Genomic DNA, 20,753 nt, shown 5'->3' with positions numbered 1-20,753 from the left:
CTAGTACGCGAAGGCGAGTTGGTCGTCGTCGGTTTTGCGTTCGGGTGGGGTGACGTCGGGCAGGCCGGTGCGGGCGGCGCGGATCAGGAGGCGGGTCTCGATGACGGCGAGGATGCCGTAGAGGACGGTGAAGACGACGAGGGAGGTGACGACCTCGCCGGTGGAGACGGACGGTGAGACGGCGTCGGCGGTTTTGAGGAGTCCGAACACGGCCCAGGGTTGCCGGCCCATCTCGGTGAAGATCCAGCCGGCGGAGTTGGCGGCCAGGGGCAGCAGGGGCAGGAGGAGGCCGGCGCGCATCAGCCACTTCGAGGTGGGGGTGCGTCCTCTGCGCAGTGTCCACAGGGCCAGGAGGGCGATGCCGGTGCCGGCGGCCCCGAAGCCGATCATGAATCGGAAGCCCCAGTAGGTGACGGGGATGACGGGTGCGTAGTCGCCGGGGCCGTAGGTGCCGCGGTACTCGGCCTGGAGGTTGTTGATGCCCTTGACCTCGCCGTCGAAGCTGCCGGTGCCGAGGAAGGACAGCAGGTTGGGGACGGTGATGGCCCAGACCTCCTCGGTGCCGTCGAGGGTGCCGATGGTGACGATGGAGAAGCTGGCGGGTTTCTCGGTCTGGTAGAGGGCTTCGGCGGCGGCCATCTTCATGGGTTGGGTCTCGGTCATGACCTTGCCGAGCTGGTCGCCGGTGAGGGCGACGGCGGCGAAGGCGACGATCATGGTCCAGGCGCCCAGTTTCGCGGCGCTGCGGAACGCGGCCCGGTCGTCGTCGCGGCCGCGGACGAGGTGGAAGAGGGCGACGCCGAGGACGAGGGCCCCGCCGGTGAGCATGCAGGCGGCGAGGGTGTGCGGGACGGTGGCGAGGACGACCTTGTTGGTGAGGACGGCGCCGAAGTCGGTGAGTTCGGCGCGTTTCGTCTCGGGGTTGAAGGTGAATCCGACGGGCCACTGCATGAAGGAGTTGGCGGCGAGGATGAAGTAGGCCGACAGGGCGGTGCCGATGGCGGCGGCCCAGATGGCGGCGAGGTGCAGGCGGGCGGGGAGCCGGTCCCAGCCGAAGATCCACAGTCCGAGGAAGGTGGATTCGAGGAAGAAGGCGACGAGGCCCTCGATGGCCAGGGGCGCGCCGAACACGTCGCCGACGAAGCGGGAGTAGTCCGACCAGTTCATGCCGAACTGGAATTCCTGCACGATGCCGGTGACGATGCCCATCGCGAAGTTGATCAGGAAGAGTTTCCCGTAGAACTTGGTGAGTTTGAGCCATTTCTCGTTGCCGGTGCGGTGCCAGGCGGTCTGCAGGCCGGCGACGAGGAAGATCAGGCCGATCGTGATGGGTACGAACAGGAAGTGGTAGACGGTGGTGATGCCGAACTGCCACCGCGCGAGGTCGAGCGTGTCCATGTGGGTCCCCCATCCGCGAGGTCCCCCACGGAACCTCTACGCGTCGTAGAAGATTCTACGACGCGTAGAAGATGGGTCAGTCCCGCGGGGTCACCCACAGACGATCAAGCTCCCCCGCGGCGGCCTTGACCTGCTCCAACACTCCCCGTAGCTCCGCCGCCGACGCTGATTCACCGAGAACCACTGTCGCATCGGAAACGGCGCACCGCAGGGCGAACAGGCGATCCTGGAGATGATCGAGCTCCGCGCGGCTGACCACGACCGCGTCAGGCGGAAGCCCGGCCCTGGCCGCCAGCGTGCGTTGTTCATAGGCACGCTGGCGGCAGGACTGGGCGCAGTACAGGCGGGGGCGGCCGAGGCCGGCCCGGGACGGTAACGGGCTTCCGCACCACGTGCACCGGGCTCTACTGGCCATAGCGGTCACCACGACCACAGACCGTATCAGGCGCGCAGAGCGGTCACGATCTGGCGCGCGAGGTCCTCGTGCTTGGCGTACGCCTCGGGGAACGCCGAGATCTGCACGGCCTGGATGGCGTACGTCAGCGGCATGGCCCACCAGTTGGTGACCGTCATCAGGACCTTGTAGAAGGCCCGGGCGGCGTACTCGCGGTCCAGCAGCTGGGGCACGGTGCCCCAGTTGGGGCGCTGCTGGAACAGGCCGACGGAGTCGTGGTCCCAGCCGACGCCCTCGTTGGGCAGGGCGAGGGACTCCGGGAGCCGTCCGCTGGCGAGGTTGAGCAGCCGGGTCTCCTGCAGGGCGCACATGACGGCTGCGATCTTGGCCTGGGCCGGCAGGTACATCTTCCCGCCGACGGCCACGATCACCGCCGCGTTGTCCATCTGCGCCTGGCTGAGTCCGCCGACCGGCGGCACGTGCAGGAGGGGGCCCTCGGGTGCGGCGGCCGCGGGGGCGGGGTTCGACGCGCCCGGCTGGGGCCGGGCCTGTCCGCGGGAGGCTGCCTGGGGGATGTCGCGGGTGCCGTCCTCGGCGGCGGCCGCTGCCTGGGCGGACGGTACGGAAGTCTTCTGCAGGTTTCCCGTGGGGAGGAAGAGGCCACCGGCCACTGACAGAACACAGGCTCCCACGACAATGCGGGGGCCGAAGGTTTCGACGAGCCGACGGTGACGGCCCGACGACGCGGGGGGTTGTCTATGTCGCATCGGGCAACCATAGACAGCGATAGGTAACGGCTTCTACCTGCGGGAACGTGGGTTTGACAACAACTAGATAACTGAAAACAGGACACTATCTGCGTCTGCGGCGGATGTATGCCAAAACCGCTTCGCGGGTGGTGGCGACCCCGAGGGCGTCGCGGGCCTGGGCGATTCTCCTGTTGGCAGTGCGTAACGACAGGTACTCGGCGGCCGCCGCGGCGGCGATGGTTTCGCCGTTGGCCAACCTTTCGAGCAGTTGGCACTGCTCTTCGGACAGAGGTAGCGCGTCGGAAGTACCGTCCTCGACACCGCGGACGACAGGCCCCACCCGCGACAGATCGGCCAGGAGGGCACGACCCAGGTCGGACTCGCACTCGATGACCGCGACGACGCCCGCGCCCCGGGCGGCGGCCAGCACGGCCAGGCGGACGGTCTCCACGTCGACGATCCGGCCGAACAGCACCAGGCGCGCGTCGGAGACGTCCCAGGCGGCCTCCGGCAACGCGAAACTCTCCCGGGTGCGCCAGCCCTCCCGCGCGAGACGACGCAGGACCGTCGTCGCGTCCGCACCGGTGCCGACGACGTACCGAGGTCGGTTCACAGCACCTCCAGACAGCGTGCCGCGGCCTCGGTGCGAGTCCGGGCACCCAACTTACGCATCCCCGCACGGATGTGGGTCTCTACTGTCTCGCGTGAGACACCCAGAACGCTAGCTATCCGCCTGGTCGGTTCACCCTGGGCGACGAGCTCCAGCACCTGGCGTTCGCGCTGGGTGAGTGACCCGTCACTCTGCGGTCCCCGTCGGTCCCTGCGGACCGCGTGTTTGCGCAGTCCGACCCGGGCCCGCCCGGCCAGCAGCACCATGCCTGAGGAGGTCGCGAGCGCCTCGGCGGCCAGCAGCGGGGGTACCGCCACGGCGGGGTCGGTGCTGAGCAGCCCCAGGGCCAGCAGGCAGCGCACCTCCTCACGCACCGCCACCGCCCGCCAGGCCTCGGCGGCCCCGGCGAACCGGTCCGGGCGGCCGGCCCACGCCGCCAGGGTCTCGGCGACGGGGGCCGGCCCGGACTCGCCGCCCGCCTTCGGGCCGCCGGCCGCGCCGTCGAGGTGCGCCCAGTGCGCGGTGATCCGGCGCAGTCCCGGCAGGAGGGGCCCGAGGGTGTCCCCCGCCGCCAGGGCGAGTTCCGGTTGGCCGTCGAGCCAGGCGGCCTCGGCGGCGACCCAGTCCACAGGAGAGTCCGGTACGGACACGCCGTCCAGTCGCGACCGGGCCGAGCGGGTCAGGCCGGCGTCGGCCTCGGCGAGCGCGGCGGCGGACAGGGCGTAGCCGCGCGCCACGGCCGGCAGGGTGCGGTCGGCGAGTTCGACGGCGCGGCGGGCGACGTCGTCGAGGCCGGTGCCGGACAGGGCGGCGCACCACAGTTCGACGGCGACGAAGCGGGCCTGCCAGGAGTAGGCGACCTCGGCGGCGCAGGCGGCGGCGGCGGAGCGGGCGGCGTCGCGGGCCTCGGCGAGCCGGCCGTCGGCGACGAGGGTGCACACGAGTTGCCAGGCGCACCAGCGGGCGGACAGGGCGTCGTCGTCGGCTCCGGCGGCGGTGGCGGCCGACGCCAGCGCGTACTCCCAGCCGGGGTCGCGGCGGTGCGCGGCGACGGCGGCGACGGCGGCGCGCAGTCCGGTGTCGTCGGGGACGGCCGGCAGGGCGGTGACCAGCGCCGCGGCGTTGTCCGGGTCGGCGGCGAGGGTGGCCAGGATCCGGACCCGGAGGGCGTCGGGGTCGGCCGTGTCCTCCAGGGCCGCGAGGGCGGCGACGTGGTCCCCGGACTGCAGCAGGGCCTCGGCGCGCAGGGCGGCGGCGTCGTCGGGGGCCACGGCCAGGGCGGCGGCGGGGCGGCCCACGGTGAGGGCGGCGCGGGCGGCGTCCCGGCGCACGGTGTCGTCGTCGGTGAGGGACGCGGCCAGGAGCAGGGCCTCGGCGCGGGCGGCGGCGGAGTCGGCGAACTCGGCGGCCAGTTGCGCGCGTTCGCAGGCGGCGTCGCGGTCGCCGGCGGCGGCGAGGTGCCGGGCGGCCTCCAGGCCGGTGGTGAGCTCGGCGAGGCGCTGGTGCAGGGCGCGGCGTTCGGTCGGGTCGAGGGCGCCGGCGGCGATCTCCGCCACGTACGGGGAGGTGGGGGTGGCGGTGCCGTCGCGGACGGTGACGAGGTCGGCGGCGGCGAGTTCGGTCAGGCCGCCGCCGAGGAGGTCGGGTTCGGCGGGGCGGCCGAGCAGGCCCAGGGCGGCCAGGGCGGTGCGGGCGGGGCGGGTCAGGTCGGCGACGGCCTCGGCGACCAGGTAGGCCATGTCGTCGCGTTCCCCGCCGGTGCCGGCGCGCCGGGCGAGGGCCTTGACCGCGAGGGGTACGCCGCCGGAGCGGGTCACGACCTCGGCGACGGCCGCCGACGACAGGCCGGGGGTGGTGGCCAGGGCCAGGTCGGCGGCCTCGGCCCCCGTCAGGGTGGGCACGGTCAGCCAGGCTGTGGCTGCGGAGCGTAGTCGAGCCTCGGTGTCGGCGGGTAGCCGGTGCGGGGTGCGCAGCGCGACGAGGACCCGGACGTGCGCGGCGATCAGCGGCAACGCCTCCAGGGTCACGGCGTCCGCCCACTGCAGATCGTCGAGAACCAGCAGGCCACCGGCCACCCGGGAGCGCACCGCCTCGGCGAGCAGAGCCGGGTCGTCGGCGGGCAGGCGCGCGCGGACGGCACGGGTGAGGGGCAGCGCCGGCGTACCGCATAGGATCGCCAGGCCACCACCGGACAGCACGGGCCCGGCGAAACCAGCGCTCACGCGACCCAGCGTCGTGCTGCGACCACTGCCCGGAACGCCGGTGAGCACGACGAGGCCCGGCTCGACAAGATGGGTCAGGATGTCGGGCGGGGCGAGCACTGCGGGGTTACCTCCCGGGGTGGCACGAACATGTGATCCTGCCAAGGCAGAGTATTCGTAGTGTGGCCTGTGGTGTCCAGGCCAACGGAGGAAGGGGCGGTACATGACGTCGGGACCATTGAGCGCGAGAGTGGCGGGCATCTGCGTGGACGCCGCCGCACGCATCGGAGGTCCGACCCGCGCGCAGCTCCTCGACGTGCAGCGACGTCTCGGTGAACCCCTGCGGGTGGCCATCGCCGGCCGGCTCAAGGCGGGCAAGTCCACCCTGGTCAACTCCCTGATCGGCCGTCGGGTCGCCCAGACCGAGGTCGGCGAGTGCACGAGGGTCGTCACCCAGTTCCGCTACGGCACCTCCGACCGGGTGGACGTGGTGCGCCGCGACGGCAGCCGCGCGAGCCTGCCGCTGGACGACCTGGGCATGATCCCCCAGCGTCTCGGGGTGCCGTCGCACGACATCGCCTACGTCGACGTGACGCTGACCAGCGACCGGCTGCGGGACCTGACCGTCGTGGACACCCCCGGCCTGTCGTCGACGAACACGTCCGTGTCGGCCGGCACCCGGCGGTTCCTGTTCAACGAGGCCCCGATCGACGACGACATCGACCCCGACTCCGCGGGCGCCCTGTCGGGGGCCGAGGCGATCATCTACGTGTTCACCCAGAGTGTGCGCGAGGACGACGTGCAGGCGCTGGAGTCGTTCCGGTCCATGTCCTCGCGGTTGTCGAGCAACCCGATCAACTCCGTGGGCCTGTTCAACAAGGTCGACAAGCTCGCCGGCGCCGGCACGGACCCGTGGGGGGTGGCCGCCGCCCTGGCCACCGACCAGCGCCGGGTGCTGCGCCGGGTCGTCTCCGACGTCGTACCCGTCATCGGGTTGCTCGCCGAGACCACCGAGGCCGGCCGGCTCACCGCCGCCGACTGCGAGGCCCTGCGCGAACTGGCCCGGCTGCCGGAGTCCGAGCGGCTCGTGCTCCTGGCGTCGGTGGACCTGTTCGCCAACCGCGAGTGCTCCGTCGACGCCGAGCAGCGCCAACGGCTCCTGCGCCTGCTGGACCTCTACGGCATCGGGTACGCGATCGCGGCCCTGACCGCCCAGCCGCAGCTCGCCACCGGGGAACTGCTGCGCATGCTCCTGGCCGCCTCCGGCATCGCCCGGCTGCGTCAGACCCTGGAGGAGACGTTCCGCTGGCGCACCGACGCCATCAAGGCCGGCTGGGCCCTGTCGAGCCTGGAGAAGATCGCCAGCCACGCCCCCCAGCCGCGGGACCGCGAGATGCTCCGCGACGCCATCGAACGGGTCCTGCAGGAACCGGAGTACCACCGGCTGCGGTTGCTGGAGGTCGCCCAGCTCGTCACCACCGGCGCCGTGGACCTGCCCGACCAGATGGAGGGCGAGTTGACCCGCCTGGCGCTGTCGACCGACCCGGGTTGGATCCTCAACCTGCCCGGCGCCCCCCAGCAGCACCTCGCCGACGCCGCGTTGCAGGCCGCCAGCCGGTGGCGCGCCTTCGCCGTCGCCGGTGCCAGCCCCGCCCAGTCCCGCGTCGCGCTCGTCGCGCACCGCGGCTTCCACCTGCTGTCGCAGCGCGTGCGCGGCCAGGCCGCCTACAGCTAGTGAACCGACCCACCCCCTTTCCAGGAGAAGCGATGTCCCCCAGCAGTCTCCGCGCCATCGCCGCCGGCGTCGCCGCGTTCGTGGCCGTACTCACCGGCATCCTGGCCGGCCTCACCGGCGGTGGAGAGACGTGCACGACGATCATGTCGGCCGAGAAGCGCCCCGGTGAGATCGGCCCCCTCAAGCCCGAGGACACCAGCTGCGAGAAGGAGACGTTCAACGTCGTCCCCGCCGCCGCGGGGTTCGTGGGCGCGGCCGTCGCCGGCGGGGTCGTCCTCGTCGTCACCGCGTTCGTCCGCCCGCCCACCCCCGTGTCGGTGCCCACCGTGGCCGTCGACAACGGCCGGGTCGCGGCCCTGGAGGTCGAACGCGACACCCTCGTCAAGACCGCCGTGTACGTCCGCGACCGGGCCAACAGCAAGGCCATCGCCGACCGGCTCGGCTGGGCCCTGTCGGAGGTGGGCGTCGCCACCGTGTCGCCTGTCGGGGTGAAGTTCGACCCCGCCCAGCACGAGGCCGGCGGGTCCGCCGCCGCGCCCGACCCGGCCCAGGCCGGCCTGATCGCCGCCGTCGAGGTTCCCGGCTACACCGACCGCGGCACCGTCCTGCGCGCCCCGGTCGTCACCGTCTACCGGGACGGCAAGTGACCGCCCCCGCGGGGGCGCCCGCCAAGCCCGACATGGGCAAGATGCTCAAGACCACCATCGACGGCGGCCTGGCGTTCCTGCGCAAGGTCGACCCCGACGCCGCCGCCGACATGGACGCCGTCCGCCGCCGCGAACTCGGCCGGCCCACCATCGTCGTCGTCGGCGAGACCAAACGCGGCAAGAGTTCCCTGACCAACGCCCTCGTCGGGGTGCCGAACCTCTCGCCCGTCGACGCGGCCGTGGCCACCTCGTCGTACCTGGAGTTCTCGCACGCCGAACGCGCCGCCGTCCGCGCGCACGTCCCCGGCCACGAGATGCCCATCACCCTGTCCGTCGGGGACCTGCGCGACTGGGGCACCGTGCTGGGCAACCTGCCCGACGGCATGCGCCCGCCCCGGCGGATCGAGGTCACCCACCCGGCGCCGCTGCTGAAGTACCTGACGCTGGTCGACACCCCCGGCGTCGGCGGCCTGGACTCCCTGCACGCCGAGATCGCCCTCGACGCCGTCGAGCGGGCCACCGCCCTGCTGTTCGTCGTCGACGCGTCCTCGCCGTTCTCCAAGCCCGAACTCGACTTCCTCCTCGAGGCCAGCAAGCGGATCAACTTCGTGATCTTCGCGCTGACCAAGGTGGACGCCTACCCGGGCTGGCGCACCATCCTCGACGACAACCGCGCCCACCTGCAGGCCCACGCCCCCCGGTTCGGCAACGCCCCGTTCTACCCGGTGTCCGCGCGCCTGGCCGAGCTGGCCATGACGCTCAAGGGCGACGCCGGCAAGGAACTCGTCAAGGAGTCCCGGGTCGGCGAACTGCAGCACGCCCTCGTCGAGCTGGCCGGCAAGGGCCACCTGCTCCAGCAGACGAACATCCTGCGCACCCTGCGCAGCGAACTCGTCCGCCTCGACATCGGCATCGGCGACAAGCTCAAGTCCACCGACCCCGACCCGGCCGACGCGCAGCGCGCCAAGGAGGAACGCACCAAGATCGCGTCCCGGAAGCGCTCGGAGTCCAAGCAGTGGTCGCTGGCCCTGAACACCGAGACGTCCCGGGCCCGGGTCGACGCCACCGGCCTGCTGCGCACGTACGTGTCGAAGACGCAGGAGGAGTACCTCACCAAGATCGAGAAGGGGAACGCGGCCACGGTCAAGGCGCTGCCCGCCGACATCGACAAGGCCCTGCAGGCGCTGTCGATCCGGCTGTCGCAGGACCTGGAGTTCCGGTTCCGCAAGATCGGCGAGCGGATCCTCGCGCAGGTGTTCACCCCCCAGGAGCTCGGCCAGGTCCTGCGCCGCCTCAACGCCCGGCTGCGGCACGCCATCGCCAGCAAGCCCCGCCGCGAGGGCAACCAGGACAACCTGATGATGATCACGTCCACGGCGGGCATGGCCATGATGGCCGGCCGGGGCGCCATGGCCGGCGTCGGCGCGATGGGCATCGGCGGCGTCGTGGGTGGCGGGCTCATCATCCCCGGCGTCGGCATCGCCCTCGGTCTGGCGGCCGGCGCGTTCATGCTGTACCGCAAGAAGGTCGCCGGCGACAAGACCCAGGCCAAGGTGTGGCTGCGCGAGGTCCTCGGCGAGGCGCGCGCCGCCCTGTCCGACGAGATCATGCACCGGTTCACCGACCTGCAGTACGCGCTGACCCTGGCCCTGGACGACGCCATCGAACGCCGGCTCAAGCAGCTCGACGACCACATCGCCGACATCGACAAGTCCATGGCCGAGGACAAGGCCAGCCGCGCCAAGCGCCGCACCACCCTCACCGGCGAACGCGAGGCCCTGCGCGCCCGGCTCAAGCAGCTCGACGAGGTCCTCGTGCGGATGCGGTCCATCACGCCCGCGGGCCCCGCCGAGGTCAAGGAGTAGCACGATGGAACACGAGGAGTGGCCCGACGGGGGCGAACACGGCCCCGAGGGGTACGAGCCCGCCTACGAGCCCCACCTGGACGGCACCTGGGACGCCCACGACGACCCGCACGCCCACGACGAGGAACCCGACACCGCCGAGCTGCCGGTCGACGACCTCGGGTACCCCGACGACGTGGCGTCCGACGGCGGGCCCTCCGACGTGTTCCCGCCCGCCCTGGACTTCGACACCCCCGAACCGGTCGACGGCTTCCCGTGGACCGACCCGACGAGCCTGGGCACCACCGGCGACTACGAACCGGCCGTGGAGACCCCGCCCGTGTCCGAACTCCTCGCCTACGACGGCCTCGACGCCACCGACGCCGACCCGTGGACGACCCTGGAGAACTCCGAGGACCCGGCGACCAGCTCCCTGGCCCGCTTCTGGCGCCCGGAGAACTGACCCGACCGTGCGCGACGGGGCCGGTGTGGGGCCCGGGCCGCCGGATGGTGCCGTTCCACAGAGCCGACCACCCAGCCGGGTAGGGGGCGGCCGGGTCGTCGGAGGCGTTGGACCAGCTGGTCGGTGATGTGCGGCCGCCCTACCCTGGAGCGGTCGACGGGAGACGGTGAGGCCGGCCCGGCGGCCACAGTCCCGCGCCCGGTTCACGGCTCCGCACCGGGTGCCACGTGCCCGGGTGCGGCCCGACAGACCCACGGCGCCGACGTCGTCGCGGTCATCGGGTGCGGGCCGACCTGAGGTCCCCTGTGCCAGGGTCCGGAGTCGCCGGTTCTCCGACCGACCCGGGCGCGCCTACCCCGCCCGCCTGGCGCGCCCCCGCTATAGTCCTGCCGTCGACGGGAGGAACCCATGGACCCCGAAGCCCGCGCCGTCGCGGCCCGCCACGACCTGCGACCCCTGCCCGTCGAGGGCGGCCTGTACCGCAGAACCTGGTCCGGCCCGCCCGACCCCACCGGCCGGCCCGCCGGCTCGGCCATCCTGGTGCTGCTCGCCGGGGACGACTTCTCCGCCCTGCACCGGCTGCCCATCGACGAGATCTGGCACTTCCACGAGGGCGACCCGCTCGAACTGCTCCTGCTGCACCCCGACGGCACCGACGAGCTGCGGATCCTGGCCCCCGGCGGGGACGTGCAGGTCGTGGTGCCCGCGGGTACCTGGATGGGTGCCCGGGTCGCGCCCGGCGGACGCTGGTCGCTGTGCGGCACCACGATGGCCCCCGGGTTCGTGCCCGCCGACTACGAGGGCGGCGACCGTGCGGCCCTCACCGCCGCCCACCCGGCCCGCGCCGCACTCATCGGCGCCCTGACCCGCGCGGACGCCCCCACCAGAATGGAGTCGGACCCCGATGCGTGACCAGGCCGCACCCGCCCGATCCCGCCAGGGTTTTTGTGGCCCGGCGAGGTGCCGGTGACGGCCGGCGCGCGCGACCCGCTCCTGCCCGACCTCACCGGCGAGGTCGTCCTCGTCACCGGGGCCAGCGGCGGCATCGGGGCCGGGATCGCCAGCCAGTTCGCGTGGGCCGGCGCGCACGTCGTCGTGCACCACCACACGGGCGCGGACGCCGCCCGGGCCGTGGTCGACGAGATCACCGAGATGGGCGGGTCCTCCGTCGCGCTCCAGGCGGACCTGACCAGCGAGGGCGCCTGCCGCGACCTCGTCCGCCGCGCGTTCGCCTGGCGCGGCCGGCTCGACAACCTCGTCACCAGCGCCGGGATCCAACCCGTCCAGGACCTGGCCACGATGACGGCCGAGGACTGGCGGCGTGTCCACGAGGCGAACCTGACCAGCGCGTTCTCCTGCACCCAGGCCGCCGCCGAGGTGATGGCCGTCCACGGTGGGACGATCACCCACATCGCGTCCATCGAGGGCCGCCAGCCCGCGCCGGGGCACGCGCACTACAGCGCCGCGAAAGCCGCCCTGATCATGTTCGCCCGGGCGGCGGCGGTGGAGTACGGGCCGCTCGGCATCCGGGTCAACACCGTCTCCCCGGGACTCGTCGAACGCCCCGGGCTCGCCGAGGACTGGCCCGACGGGGTCCGCCGGTGGACCGGGGCCGTCCCGCTCGGCAGGCTCGGCCGGCCCGACGACATCGGCAGCGCCTGCGTGTTCCTGGCCAGCGCCGCCGCGTCCTGGATCACGGGCAACGACCTGGTCGTCGACGGCGGGATGAGCGCCCGCCCGACCTGGTGACCACACGCGGACAACCCCGCGAGACCTCGACGGGTACCGGCTGGCGCGCCGGCCGCGGCGGTGCGCCCGGGGTTGGCTGCCCGGTGGCGAACCTGGGGCCGTCCTCCGACGCGAACGCTCCACGGACCGGGGTGGTGGCCACCTCGGCACGCCGGTACTGACGAACGGGAACAGCGCCGTCCGCCCGGTTCGGGAGCTTCGACGGCGACAACTGGGGCACCTGCGGCCAGGGGCGTTCGGACCAACGTGTGACGCCACCCCGTCGGATGAGGTCCGAGCGTCCTGGCCACCCTGGGTCGCCGCCCACCGTGGGGAGCCCCGGCCGCGTACCCGTCGAGGGGGTGTCGATCTAGGGGAGGCGGTCCAGGGCCGCCGTCGCGAACCGGACGAACCGGTCGGCGTGCGCGGCGGGGACGACCACCCAGTCCTGCATCGCCCGCCCCGAGCCGCCCGGGTCGAACAGTTCCGCCCCGGCCAGCCCCAGCGCCTCCGCGTGCTCACGCGTGCCCGCGACCAGCCGGAACACGACCGCGTCGCCGAACAGGCTGGCCAGGGCCTTGCCGTTGGCGTTCTTCAGGGTCGGCTTGCCGAACAGCTGGCCGGCCACGACACCGCGGCCGGCCAGCTCGTCGACGAGCTCGTCGAAAGCGTCCACCCCACCGACCCTAGTCCAGGGTCAGGACCATGATCACGATAAAGCTGATCAGGACCAGCACCGCCACCACGATCATGACCATCGGCCCGGTCTGCTTGTACCAGCTGGTCTCCTCGACCTGCTGCGGCACCTGCATCGGCCGGGTCTGCGGCGCCATCATCGGCGGCCGGGGCGGGGACACCGGACGCGGCGGCTGGGGCATCGGCGCGGCCGGGCGGGCCTGCGGCATCGGCGGGCGCGGCGGCTGGGGCTGCGGGGCCATCATCGGCGGCCGGGGCTGCTGCTGCATCGGCTGCGGACGCGGGGCCATCACCGGCGGACGCGGCGGGGCCACGGGACGCTGCGGGGCCGGGGCCGGCATCGGCGGGCGCGGCCCCTGCTGGGGCTGCATCGGCCGCTGCTGCTGCGGGCCCTGCGGACCCGGGGGGCCCTGGTTCGGGCGCTGCGGGGCGATCCGCTGCGCCTGCGGGGCGACCTGACGCGGCGCGCCCGACTGCGGCCGGAACCCGGTGGTCGGCGCGCCGCCCACACACAGGGCACCCTCGACCACGACGGTCTCGGGCTGCTCCAGGGTCGTCGGGGCCACGGACAGCTCGCTGTGGATCAGGTGCGCGGCCAGCGGGATGCGGCTGGAACCGCCGACCAGGAAGATGCCGACCAGGTCCTTCGGGGCCAGCCGCGCGTTGGTGACCGTGCGCTCCAGACACGTGACGGTCCGCTCCAGGTACGGGCGGATCAGCGCCTCCAGCTCCTCACGGGTGAGGTGCGCGTCGACCTCCAGGGCCGGGAGGTGGATGTCGGCCGCGGAGGTACGCGACAGCATCTCCTTCGCGCCCCGCACGTCCTCGTAGAGCATCCGGCGGTGCCGGCGGTCCCCGGCGTCCTGCGGGTTGATCAGACGCTTCCACAGCTCGCTGTGGCTGGCCTCGTACGTGTTGCCGAGGTGCTCGATGATCGCGTGGTCGAAGTCGACACCGCCGATGTCGCCCAGGCCCTCCTCGGCGAGCACCTCGAACCCGGTCTGGGTCCGGCGCACCACCGTGGCGTCGAACGTGCCGCCACCGAGGTCGTAGATCGCCAGGGACCGGCCCACGGGCACCCCGGAACCGAGGACGGCGGTGAAGTACGACGCGGCGCCGACCGGCTCGGGGATCAGCTGCGGCTGCTTCATGCCGGCGATCCGCGCGGCCTCCAGCAGCAGCCGGCGGCGCTGCTCGCCCCACCGGGCCGGGTGCGTCATCCGGACCTGCTCCGGGTCCCCGCCGAGCTGGCGGCGGGTCTCGGCCATCACCTGCTCCAGGACGTAGGCCATCACCCGGGGCACCGGGATCTCCTGGTCGCCGAGGAAGATCGTGCCGTCGTCGATCCGGCGCTTCGGGTTCGGCTCGAACCGGCTCGGGTCCAGCCGCGCACTGCGCTCGGCGTCCTTGCCGATGGTGATCCGGCCGTCGGGCTGCAGATACACCGCCGAGGGCAGCAGGGGGGAACCGTCGAACAGCAGCGGTCGGACCCGCCCGTCGGGGGTCCGCAACATGGCGACGGTGTTGGAGGTGCCGAAGTCGATGGCAAGGGCGCGCATGGGAGCACCTTACTGCCTCGTCACCACCGGCCGGTCGGGTGCCACAACCACCGCAGGTGGACACCATAATGGCCCGGTGCATCCTTACCTGACGGGCCAGTCCGCCCCGATCGCGTTCGCCCACCGGGGCGGGGCGGCGGCGGGCGCCGAGAACACCATGGCGGCCTTCGAGCGGGCGGTGACGCTCGGCTACCGGTACCTGGAGACCGACGTGCACGCCACCTCCGACGGGGTGGCCGTCGTCTTCCACGACGCCGACACCCGCCGGCTCACCGGCCGGCCCGGCACCATCGCCGGCCGCACCTGGGAACAGGTCCGCGAGCTGCGGGTCGACGGCGAACCCGTGCCCAGCCTCGACGAGCTGCTGGCCGCGTGGCCGGACGCCCGGCTCAACATCGACGTGAAGTCCGAGGCCGCGATCAGCGCCACGGTGGCCGCGATCGACCGGGCGAAGGCGCGCGACCGGGTCCTGCTGGCCACGTTCAACGGGGCGCGCCTGCTGCGGATCCGGGCCGCCGCCCCCGGGGTCGCCACGTCCCTGACCCCGCGCGAGGTGGCCGGTCTGCGGTTCCGGGGAAAAAAGCCCGTCGCGGGGATCGCGGCCCAGGTTCCGGTGCGCTACGGTCCGGTGACCGTGGTCAACAGGCGGTTCGTCGAAGCGGCGCACGGGTGTGGGATCCGGGTGCACGTCTGGACGGTCGACGACGCCACCACGATCAACGCGCTTATCGATCTCGGTGTGGACGGGATCATGACCGACCGCGTCGACGTGCTGCGCGACGTGTACCGCAACCGTGGCCTCTGGACGGAGCACTGATGGAAAGCACGCGCCGCGAACGGGTCGGCTGGTACTTCTACGGCTGGGCGGACCACGCGTTCTACACGACCGTGACGGCCGTGGTCATCGCGCCGTACCTGACGGGCATCGCCAAGGCCGCCGCCGGGTGCGCCTCCGACGACAAGTGCGCCGACGGGTACGTGCACCCCCTCGGGCTCAACATCGCGGTCGGCTCGTTCTACCCGTACCTCGTCACGCTCGCCGTGATCCTGTCCGTGGTGACACTGCCCGTGGTGGGCGCGATCGCCGACCGGTCCCGGCGCAAGCGCACGCTGCTCGGCGCGTTCGCCGGGGTCGGGATCGCCGCGACGTCCGGGTTCTGGTTCGTCACCGGAGACCGGTACCTGCTGGGCGGGGTGCTGTTCATCATCGCCACCATGTCACTGTCGGCCGGGGCGGTGGTGTACAACTCGTTCCTGCCGCAGCTGGCCACGCCCGAGAAACGCGACATGGTCTCCAGCATCGGCTGGTCGCTCGGCTACATCGGCGGCGGCCTGCACCTGGCGCTGTGCCTGGTGGCGTTCGCGGTGTTCGGCACGGGCGAGTCCATCCGGTACGTGCTGGTGTCCGCCGGCGTGTGGTGGGGCGTGTTCACCATCGTGTCGCTGGTGCGGCTCCGCGACCGCGAACCCGTCGAGGTCAACGCGGTCGGGGGCAACCGGGTCACGGCAGGGTTCCGCCAGCTCGGGCACACGCTGCGCGACCTGCGCAAGTACCCTCTGACGCTCGCTTTCCTCGGTGCCTACCTGATCTACAACGACGGCATCCAGACGGTCATCTCCCAGGCCAGCCTGTACGCCACGGAGGAACTGGGCCTGGAGACCGGCACCCTGGCCACCACGATCCTGGTGATCCAGTTCGTCGCGTTCGGCGGGGCGCTGACCCTGGGCCGGCTCGCCAAGAGCATCGGTGCGTGGAAGACGGTGCTGCTGTCCCTGGTGCTGTGGATCGGCGTCGTGCTCACCGCGTTCTGGCTGCCGGCGCACAACCCGGGCGCGTTCATGCTGCTCGGCGCGGCGCTCGGCCTGGTGCTCGGCGGCAGCCAGGCGCTGAGCCGGTCGCTGTTCAGCCAGCTGATCCCGCGCGGCAAGGAGGGCGAGTACTTCGGCTTCTACGCCCTCGCCGACAAGGGCATGAGCTGGCTCGGCCCGCTGGTGTTCGGCCTGACGTACCAGGCCACGCACAGCTACCGCGCCGGCATCGTCATGCTGCTGGCGTTCTTCGTCGTCGGGTTCTTCGCCCTGCTCGCCGTGCCGATGCGCCGCGCGATCGTCGCCTCGGGCAACGTGCCCCCGCGGGTACTTTAGGCAGCATGGATCTCGAGGCGGTCTACCGCGACCTGCACGCCCACCCCGAACTGTCCTTCGCGGAGCACCGCACCGCCGCGGTCGCCGCCGCGCACCTGCGCGCCCTCGGCCTGGAGGTCACCGAGGGGGTCGCCGGCACCGGGGTCGTGGGGCTGCTGCGCAACGGCGACGGGCCGACGGTGCTGCTGCGCGCCGACATGGACGCGCTGCCGGTCACCGAGGACACCGGGCTGGAGTACGCGAGCACGGAGCCCGGGGTCATGCACGCCTGCGGGCACGACGTGCACGTCACCTGCCTGATGGGCGCGGTCGAGGAACTCGTCCGGGACCGCGACGCGTGGCGGGGCACCCTGATGGCCGTGTTCCAGCCGGCCGAGGAGGGCGCGGGCGGCGCGGCGGCCATGCTCGCCGACGGCCTGTTCGAACGGTTCGGCACCCCGGACGTGTGCCTCGGGCAGCATGTCGCGCCCCTGCCGGCCGGCGTGCTGGCCTACTGCCCCGGGATCGCGTTCGCCGCCTCCGACAGCATCCGGATCGTCCTGCACGGCCGGGGCGGGCACGGCTCGCGCCCGGAGACCACGGTGGACCCGGTGCTGATGGCCGCGTCCCTCGTGCTGCGGCTCCAGACGATCGTGTCCCGCGAGGTGGCCGCCACCGAGTCGGCGGTCGTCACCGTCGGCGCCCTGCACGCCGGCACCCGGGGCAACATCATCCCGGACGACGCCGAGCTGCTGCTGAGCGTGCGCAGCTTCGACGCGGGGGTCCGCGACCGGGTGCACGCCGCCATCGACCGGCTGGCCCGGGGCGAGGCCGCGGCGGCCGGGGCGGACCGCGCGCCGGAACTCACGGTGCAGCACGCGTTCCCGCTGACGGTGAACGAGCCGGAGGCCACCGAGCGGGTCGCCGAGGGGTTCCGGGCCGCAGGGCTGACCGTGGTGCCGATCGGCCCGGCGTCGGGCAGCGAGGACTTCGGCCTGTTCGGCGCCGCGGCCGGCGTGCCGTCGGTGTTCTGGCTGCTCGGTGGCGGCGAAGGCGACTCGAACCACTCGCCCAGATTCGCGCCGGACATCCACCCTACGCTGGAAATCGGGGTCGCCGCGTTGGCCAACGCCGCGAAAACGTACTTTTTTCAGATAACGAGATAATTCCGAATCGCCCTCTTTTTTCCGAGCGCATCAACTACGGTGCGTAACTATCGGTTGCTGCCCGTATGCGGTCGCCGACAGGATTCTCCCAGTTGGGACGGAGGAAAGATGATCGGCACCAGGAAGATCAAGATTCTCGGGGTGTCACTCGCCGCGTTGGCCGCCCTCGCCGTGTTACCGGCGTCGGGGGTCTCGGCGGCCACCGACAAACCCGAGGGGGCGGCCGCGTGCGCCGACCTCACCAGCGATCTGACCAAGGCGTTGACCGATGTCACCGGCGCGCTCGGGGCCCTGCCGCCCGACCTGGGCAAGGTGACCGGGATCGTCGGCAAGCTCACCAGCACCGCGACCAACCTGGTCACCCTGAACTGCCTGCCGAACCCGGCGACGGCCGTGCCGCTGCCCGTACCCGTGCCCGCGGCCGACGAGGCCGAGGCGCTGCCGATCCCGCCGCTGCCGGGCACCCCGGCCGTACCCGCGTGCGCCGCACCCGCCGCCGGCCTGCTCAGCCAGGTCTTCGCCCTGCTGCAGAACCTGCTCAAGGCGCTCGGCGGCGGCCTACCCGACGTGACCGGGCTGCTCGGCCAGGTCACCGGGCTGACCACCACCGTCACCGGACTCACGTCGAGTGTGGGCGGCGCGGCCTCCTGCCTGCCGGTGCCCGTACCGGTGCCGGCGAACCGGTAGCCGCTCAGGCCAGACGCAACTGGCCGGCGTTCGGCGCTACCGGACCGAGGTCACCGGTCCGGTAGTGTCGCCGGCACATCACCTGGTAGCGCACACAGTCCCCGGCGGTGTCACCGATCACCACCTGCGCGCCGTGCCGGATCACCGCGTCGCCGACGATCCGGGCGTTGAAGTTGCCCTCCCGGCCGCACCAGCACAGCACCTCCACCTGCAACCGCGACACCGAGTCGGCCAGCTCCAGCAGCCGGCGCGCGGCCGGGAACAGCTCGGAGCGGAAGTCGGTGGCCAGCCCGAAGGCGTAGACGTCCACGTCGGAGCAGTCCACCAGGTCCGCGAGCTGCTCGATCTGCTCCACGGTGTAGAACTGGGCCTCGTCGCAGATCAGGTAGTCCACCCGCTCGCCGCCCGCCCAGTGCGCGCGGACCAGGTCGCGCAGGTCCACATCGTCGCGGAGTTCCAGGGCGTCGCTGCCCAGGCCGATCCGGCTGGTGATCTGCGCGCTGCCGGACCGGTCCAGCTTCGTGAGCAGCAGCCCGCGGCGGCCCTGCCGGGCGTGGTTGTGGTTCATCTGCAGCGCCAGGGTGGACTTGCCGCAGTCCATCGGGCCGTAGAAGAACTTGAGGGAGGCCCCGTGGCGGAGCCTCCCGTCACCGGCGGCCGGCACCGCGAGAGCGTCAGAGGTCACGGGGAGCCACCATACCGGCACGGCTCCCCGCGCCGGCTATCGGCTGTAGAACTCCACGATCATCTGCACGTCACAGATCACCGGGATGACCGCGCGCGGCGGCACGGCCAGCAGCGTCACCCGCAGCGCGCTGATCGTCACGTCCAGGTACGGCGCGGGCTGTCCCCCGACGTGCGCGCCGGCGGCGGAGACCAGGAACGGGTCCATGGCCTTGCTCTTCTCGGCCACCTCGACGGTGTCGCCGGGCCGCAGCCGGTAGGACGGCTTGTCGACGCGGCGGCCGTTCACCAGGATGTGACGGTGCGTGACGAACTGGCGGGCCTGGTAGATGGTGCGGGCGATGCCGGAGCGCAGGACCACCGCGTCGAGCCGCTGCTCGAGGAGGGCGATCAGATTGTCGCCGGTCTTGCCCGTCATCCGCACCGCCTCGTCGAAGGCGCGCCGCAACTGCTTCTCGCTCACGTTGTACTGGTGACGCAGCCGCTGCTTCTCCAGCAGCCGGGTGCCGTAGTCGGTGACCTTCTTGCGGCTGCGACCGTGCACACCAGGCGGGTACGGCCGCCGCTCGAAGTACTTCACGCACTTGGGCGTCAGCGGGATGCCGAGCGCGCGGGAGAGCCGCACCTTGGGTCGGGCCTGGTTCACACCGTCTCCTTTATAGGTTAGCCTGCACTAAGTTAGGTAAGGCTAACATGCATCGGAGGACGGTCATATGTACCCCAGCCCAGCAGCGGTCGCCCGGACCCTGGCCACCGGCCGCCTCCTCGGCACCGCCCACGTCCGCGGCTACCGGTGCCCGCTGCGGGTCCGCCACGCCACCGGGGCCGACGGCCAGCCCCTGCTCCTCGTCCACGACCACAGCCACCTCGCCACCGCGCTGCGCCCCGAACCGGGCGACACCGACACCGGGGTGATCCTGTCCGTCGACCACTGCGAGCACGGCCGGCTGTGGCTGTCGGGCTGGGCCACCCGCCTCGACGGGGACGAGGCCCGGTCGGCGGCGTGCGAGTTCGCCGACGTCAACCCGCTGCCCGACCTGCTCGGGATCGGCGAGGAGCACACCCTCTACCGTCTCGACGTCGCCGAGGTCCGTCTCGCGCACGGCGACAGCCTCGTCGACGTGGACGTGGACGAGTACCTGGCGGCGGCGCCGATCCTGACGTAGGGACCGGGCCGCCGCCCCCATGGGCCGCTACCGCGTGTAGGTCACGGTGCGGGCGTAACCCTCGAAGCCCAGGTCCGTGTACAGGGCCAGGGCCTGCGGATAGTCGTCGTCGCCCCGGCAGTGCACGATCGCCGTCTCCGCGCCCGCCGCCCGGAACGCGTGCAGCACCGACGCGCACACCGCCCGGGCCAGCCCCCGACGGCGGAAATCCGGATGGGTACCGACCGGCTCGAACTCCCCCACCCGGTTCGCCTCGTCGTACCAGCCCAGGCAGTACGCGGCGAACCGGCCGTCCGGGGCCACCACCACGTGGTCGAACCCGGCCCGGTACGGCCACGCGGCCGTCACGTTCAGGTAGCTCTCGGCGGTCACCCGCGACGGATGGAACGCGGCCTGGTGCACCTCGGCCCACCGGGCGGCGTCGGCGGCGCCGCGCACCGGGCGGACCGTGAAGCCCTCCGGCAGCACCGGAGTCGGCAGGTCGAGCAGGTCACGGCCCGTGTGCAGGAAGAACGGTCCGTCCGTGGCGGCCGTGAACCCGGCCCGCAGCAGCCCGGCGGCCAGGTGCTCCTCCGCGTCGAGGATCTGCGCCTCGTACCGGGCGAGGTCGAGCGCGGCCAGGCCCCAGGCGAGCACCTCGTCCACGAGGTCGGCGTGCGCCGGGTCCACGCACAGGTCCAGGTCGCCGCCCTCGCGGACCCAGCACCAGGCGACCACCTCGCCGTCGTGCTCCCACAGCGAGGTGGCCCACTCGGACTCGCGGCCCACGTGCAGGTAACGGTTCCAGGCCAGGTCACCGACGGTCCACTGGGACCGGCGGGACCACAGGCGGGCGGTCAGGGCCTGCATCGCGCGCAGGTCGGCCGGACCGGAGTAGTCGAGGCGTGTCATGCGACAGAGCG

General features: G+C 72.6%; 20 protein-coding genes. 11 read left to right on the top strand and 9 right to left on the bottom strand.

All coding sequences use genetic code 11. The annotated features are described in order from the left end of the window. The 4 genes from PT931_RS18110 to PT931_RS18095 form a co-directional block, all read right to left on the bottom strand. Complete coding sequence (locus PT931_RS18110; RefSeq protein ID WP_456246907.1) at positions 1-1,398, bottom strand: cytochrome ubiquinol oxidase subunit I; 1,398 nt, start codon at positions 1,396-1,398, stop codon at positions 1-3. A 441-nt stretch (positions 1,399-1,839) separates the two neighbouring features. After that, the gene (locus PT931_RS18105; RefSeq protein ID WP_456246906.1) at positions 1,840-2,463 is read right to left on the bottom strand and encodes a hypothetical protein; all 624 of its coding nucleotides are present in this window, start codon (positions 2,461-2,463) and stop codon (positions 1,840-1,842) included. A 181-nt stretch (positions 2,464-2,644) separates the two neighbouring features. Further along, positions 2,645-3,154: a LuxR family transcriptional regulator gene (locus PT931_RS18100; RefSeq protein WP_456246905.1), complete on the bottom strand. Its 510-nt coding sequence runs from the start codon at positions 3,152-3,154 to the stop codon at positions 2,645-2,647. Then, positions 3,151-5,373 carry a LuxR C-terminal-related transcriptional regulator gene (locus PT931_RS18095; protein ID WP_456246904.1) on the bottom strand — a complete coding sequence of 741 codons (2,223 nt, stop codon included), beginning with the start codon at positions 5,371-5,373 and terminating at the stop codon, positions 3,151-3,153. Before PT931_RS18095 ends, PT931_RS18100 begins: the two co-directional genes overlap by 4 nt. A 202-nt stretch (positions 5,374-5,575) precedes the next feature. On the opposite strand from PT931_RS18095, the gene PT931_RS18090 reads away from it, so the two are divergent. From PT931_RS18090 to PT931_RS18065, 6 genes are all read left to right on the top strand, one after another. Further along, positions 5,576-7,087, top strand: a complete 1,512-nt coding sequence (locus tag PT931_RS18090) for a dynamin family protein (RefSeq protein WP_456246903.1) — start codon at positions 5,576-5,578, stop codon at positions 7,085-7,087. Positions 7,088-7,119: 32 nt separating this feature from the next. Beyond that, entirely contained in the window at positions 7,120-7,734 is a 615-nt protein-coding gene (grpE, locus tag PT931_RS18085) for a nucleotide exchange factor GrpE (protein WP_456246902.1), read from the top strand. Then, entirely contained in the window at positions 7,731-9,599 is a 1,869-nt protein-coding gene (locus PT931_RS18080) for a dynamin family protein (RefSeq protein WP_456246901.1), read from the top strand. The genes grpE and PT931_RS18080 overlap by 4 nt, the downstream gene beginning before the upstream one ends. Positions 9,600-9,603: 4 nt before the next feature. Next, complete coding sequence (locus PT931_RS18075) at positions 9,604-10,041, top strand: hypothetical protein (RefSeq protein WP_456246900.1); 438 nt, start codon at positions 9,604-9,606, stop codon at positions 10,039-10,041. A 408-nt stretch (positions 10,042-10,449) separates the two neighbouring features. Next, positions 10,450-10,953 (top strand): cupin domain-containing protein, encoded by a 504-nt coding sequence (locus PT931_RS18070; protein ID WP_456246899.1) that lies wholly within the window; start codon positions 10,450-10,452, stop codon positions 10,951-10,953. A 54-nt stretch (positions 10,954-11,007) separates the two neighbouring features. After that, the gene (locus PT931_RS18065) at positions 11,008-11,790 is read left to right on the top strand and encodes an SDR family NAD(P)-dependent oxidoreductase (protein ID WP_456246898.1); all 783 of its coding nucleotides are present in this window, start codon (positions 11,008-11,010) and stop codon (positions 11,788-11,790) included. A 349-nt stretch (positions 11,791-12,139) separates the two neighbouring features. On the opposite strand, the gene PT931_RS18060 is transcribed toward PT931_RS18065, so the two are convergent. Both PT931_RS18060 and PT931_RS18055 read right to left on the bottom strand, forming a co-directional pair. Continuing rightward, complete coding sequence (locus PT931_RS18060) at positions 12,140-12,445, bottom strand: hypothetical protein (protein ID WP_456246897.1); 306 nt, start codon at positions 12,443-12,445, stop codon at positions 12,140-12,142. Positions 12,446-12,455: 10 nt separating this feature from the next. Next, complete coding sequence (locus tag PT931_RS18055) at positions 12,456-14,024, bottom strand: Hsp70 family protein (protein WP_456246896.1); 1,569 nt, start codon at positions 14,022-14,024, stop codon at positions 12,456-12,458. Between the two features lie 76 nt (positions 14,025-14,100). Between PT931_RS18055 and PT931_RS18050 the strand changes: the two genes are divergently transcribed. The 4 genes from PT931_RS18050 to PT931_RS18035 all read left to right on the top strand — a co-directional run bounded on the left by PT931_RS18050 (position 14,101) and on the right by PT931_RS18035 (position 18,001). Further along, positions 14,101-14,841, top strand: coding sequence for a glycerophosphodiester phosphodiesterase family protein (locus PT931_RS18050; protein WP_456246895.1), 741 nt, complete (start codon positions 14,101-14,103; stop codon positions 14,839-14,841). Beyond that, entirely contained in the window at positions 14,841-16,169 is a 1,329-nt protein-coding gene (locus PT931_RS18045) for an MFS transporter (protein WP_456246894.1), read from the top strand. Before PT931_RS18050 ends, PT931_RS18045 begins: the two co-directional genes overlap by 1 nt. Positions 16,170-16,174: 5 nt before the next feature. Next, entirely contained in the window at positions 16,175-17,314 is a 1,140-nt protein-coding gene (locus tag PT931_RS18040; protein ID WP_456246893.1) for an amidohydrolase, read from the top strand. A gap of 108 nt (positions 17,315-17,422) precedes the next feature. Further along, complete coding sequence (locus PT931_RS18035; RefSeq protein ID WP_456246892.1) at positions 17,423-18,001, top strand: hypothetical protein; 579 nt, start codon at positions 17,423-17,425, stop codon at positions 17,999-18,001. Positions 18,002-18,005: 4 nt separating this feature from the next. On the opposite strand, the gene PT931_RS18030 is transcribed toward PT931_RS18035, so the two are convergent. Together PT931_RS18030 and rpsD are read right to left on the bottom strand one after the other, a co-directional pair. After that, positions 18,006-18,686 (bottom strand): thymidine kinase, encoded by a 681-nt coding sequence (locus PT931_RS18030; RefSeq protein ID WP_456246891.1) that lies wholly within the window; start codon positions 18,684-18,686, stop codon positions 18,006-18,008. A gap of 36 nt (positions 18,687-18,722) precedes the next feature. Continuing rightward, positions 18,723-19,331, bottom strand: a complete 609-nt coding sequence (gene rpsD, locus PT931_RS18025; protein ID WP_363722505.1) for a 30S ribosomal protein S4 — start codon at positions 19,329-19,331, stop codon at positions 18,723-18,725. Between the two features lie 67 nt (positions 19,332-19,398). Here rpsD and PT931_RS18020 point away from each other — a divergent pair, with 67 nt between their 5' ends. Further along, on the top strand, positions 19,399-19,851 hold the full coding sequence (locus PT931_RS18020) for a hypothetical protein (protein ID WP_363722503.1): 453 nt from the start codon (positions 19,399-19,401) through the stop codon (positions 19,849-19,851). 27 nt (positions 19,852-19,878) lie between these two features. On the opposite strand, the gene PT931_RS18015 is transcribed toward PT931_RS18020, so the two are convergent. Next, a complete protein-coding gene (locus tag PT931_RS18015; protein ID WP_456246890.1) occupies positions 19,879-20,742 on the bottom strand; it encodes a GNAT family N-acetyltransferase in 864 nt (287 codons plus the stop codon). Between the last annotated feature and the right edge of the window lie 11 nt (positions 20,743-20,753).

This window comes from Longispora urticae, from assembly GCF_053902585.1.
This window is presented reverse-complemented; position numbering and strand designations above follow the sequence as displayed.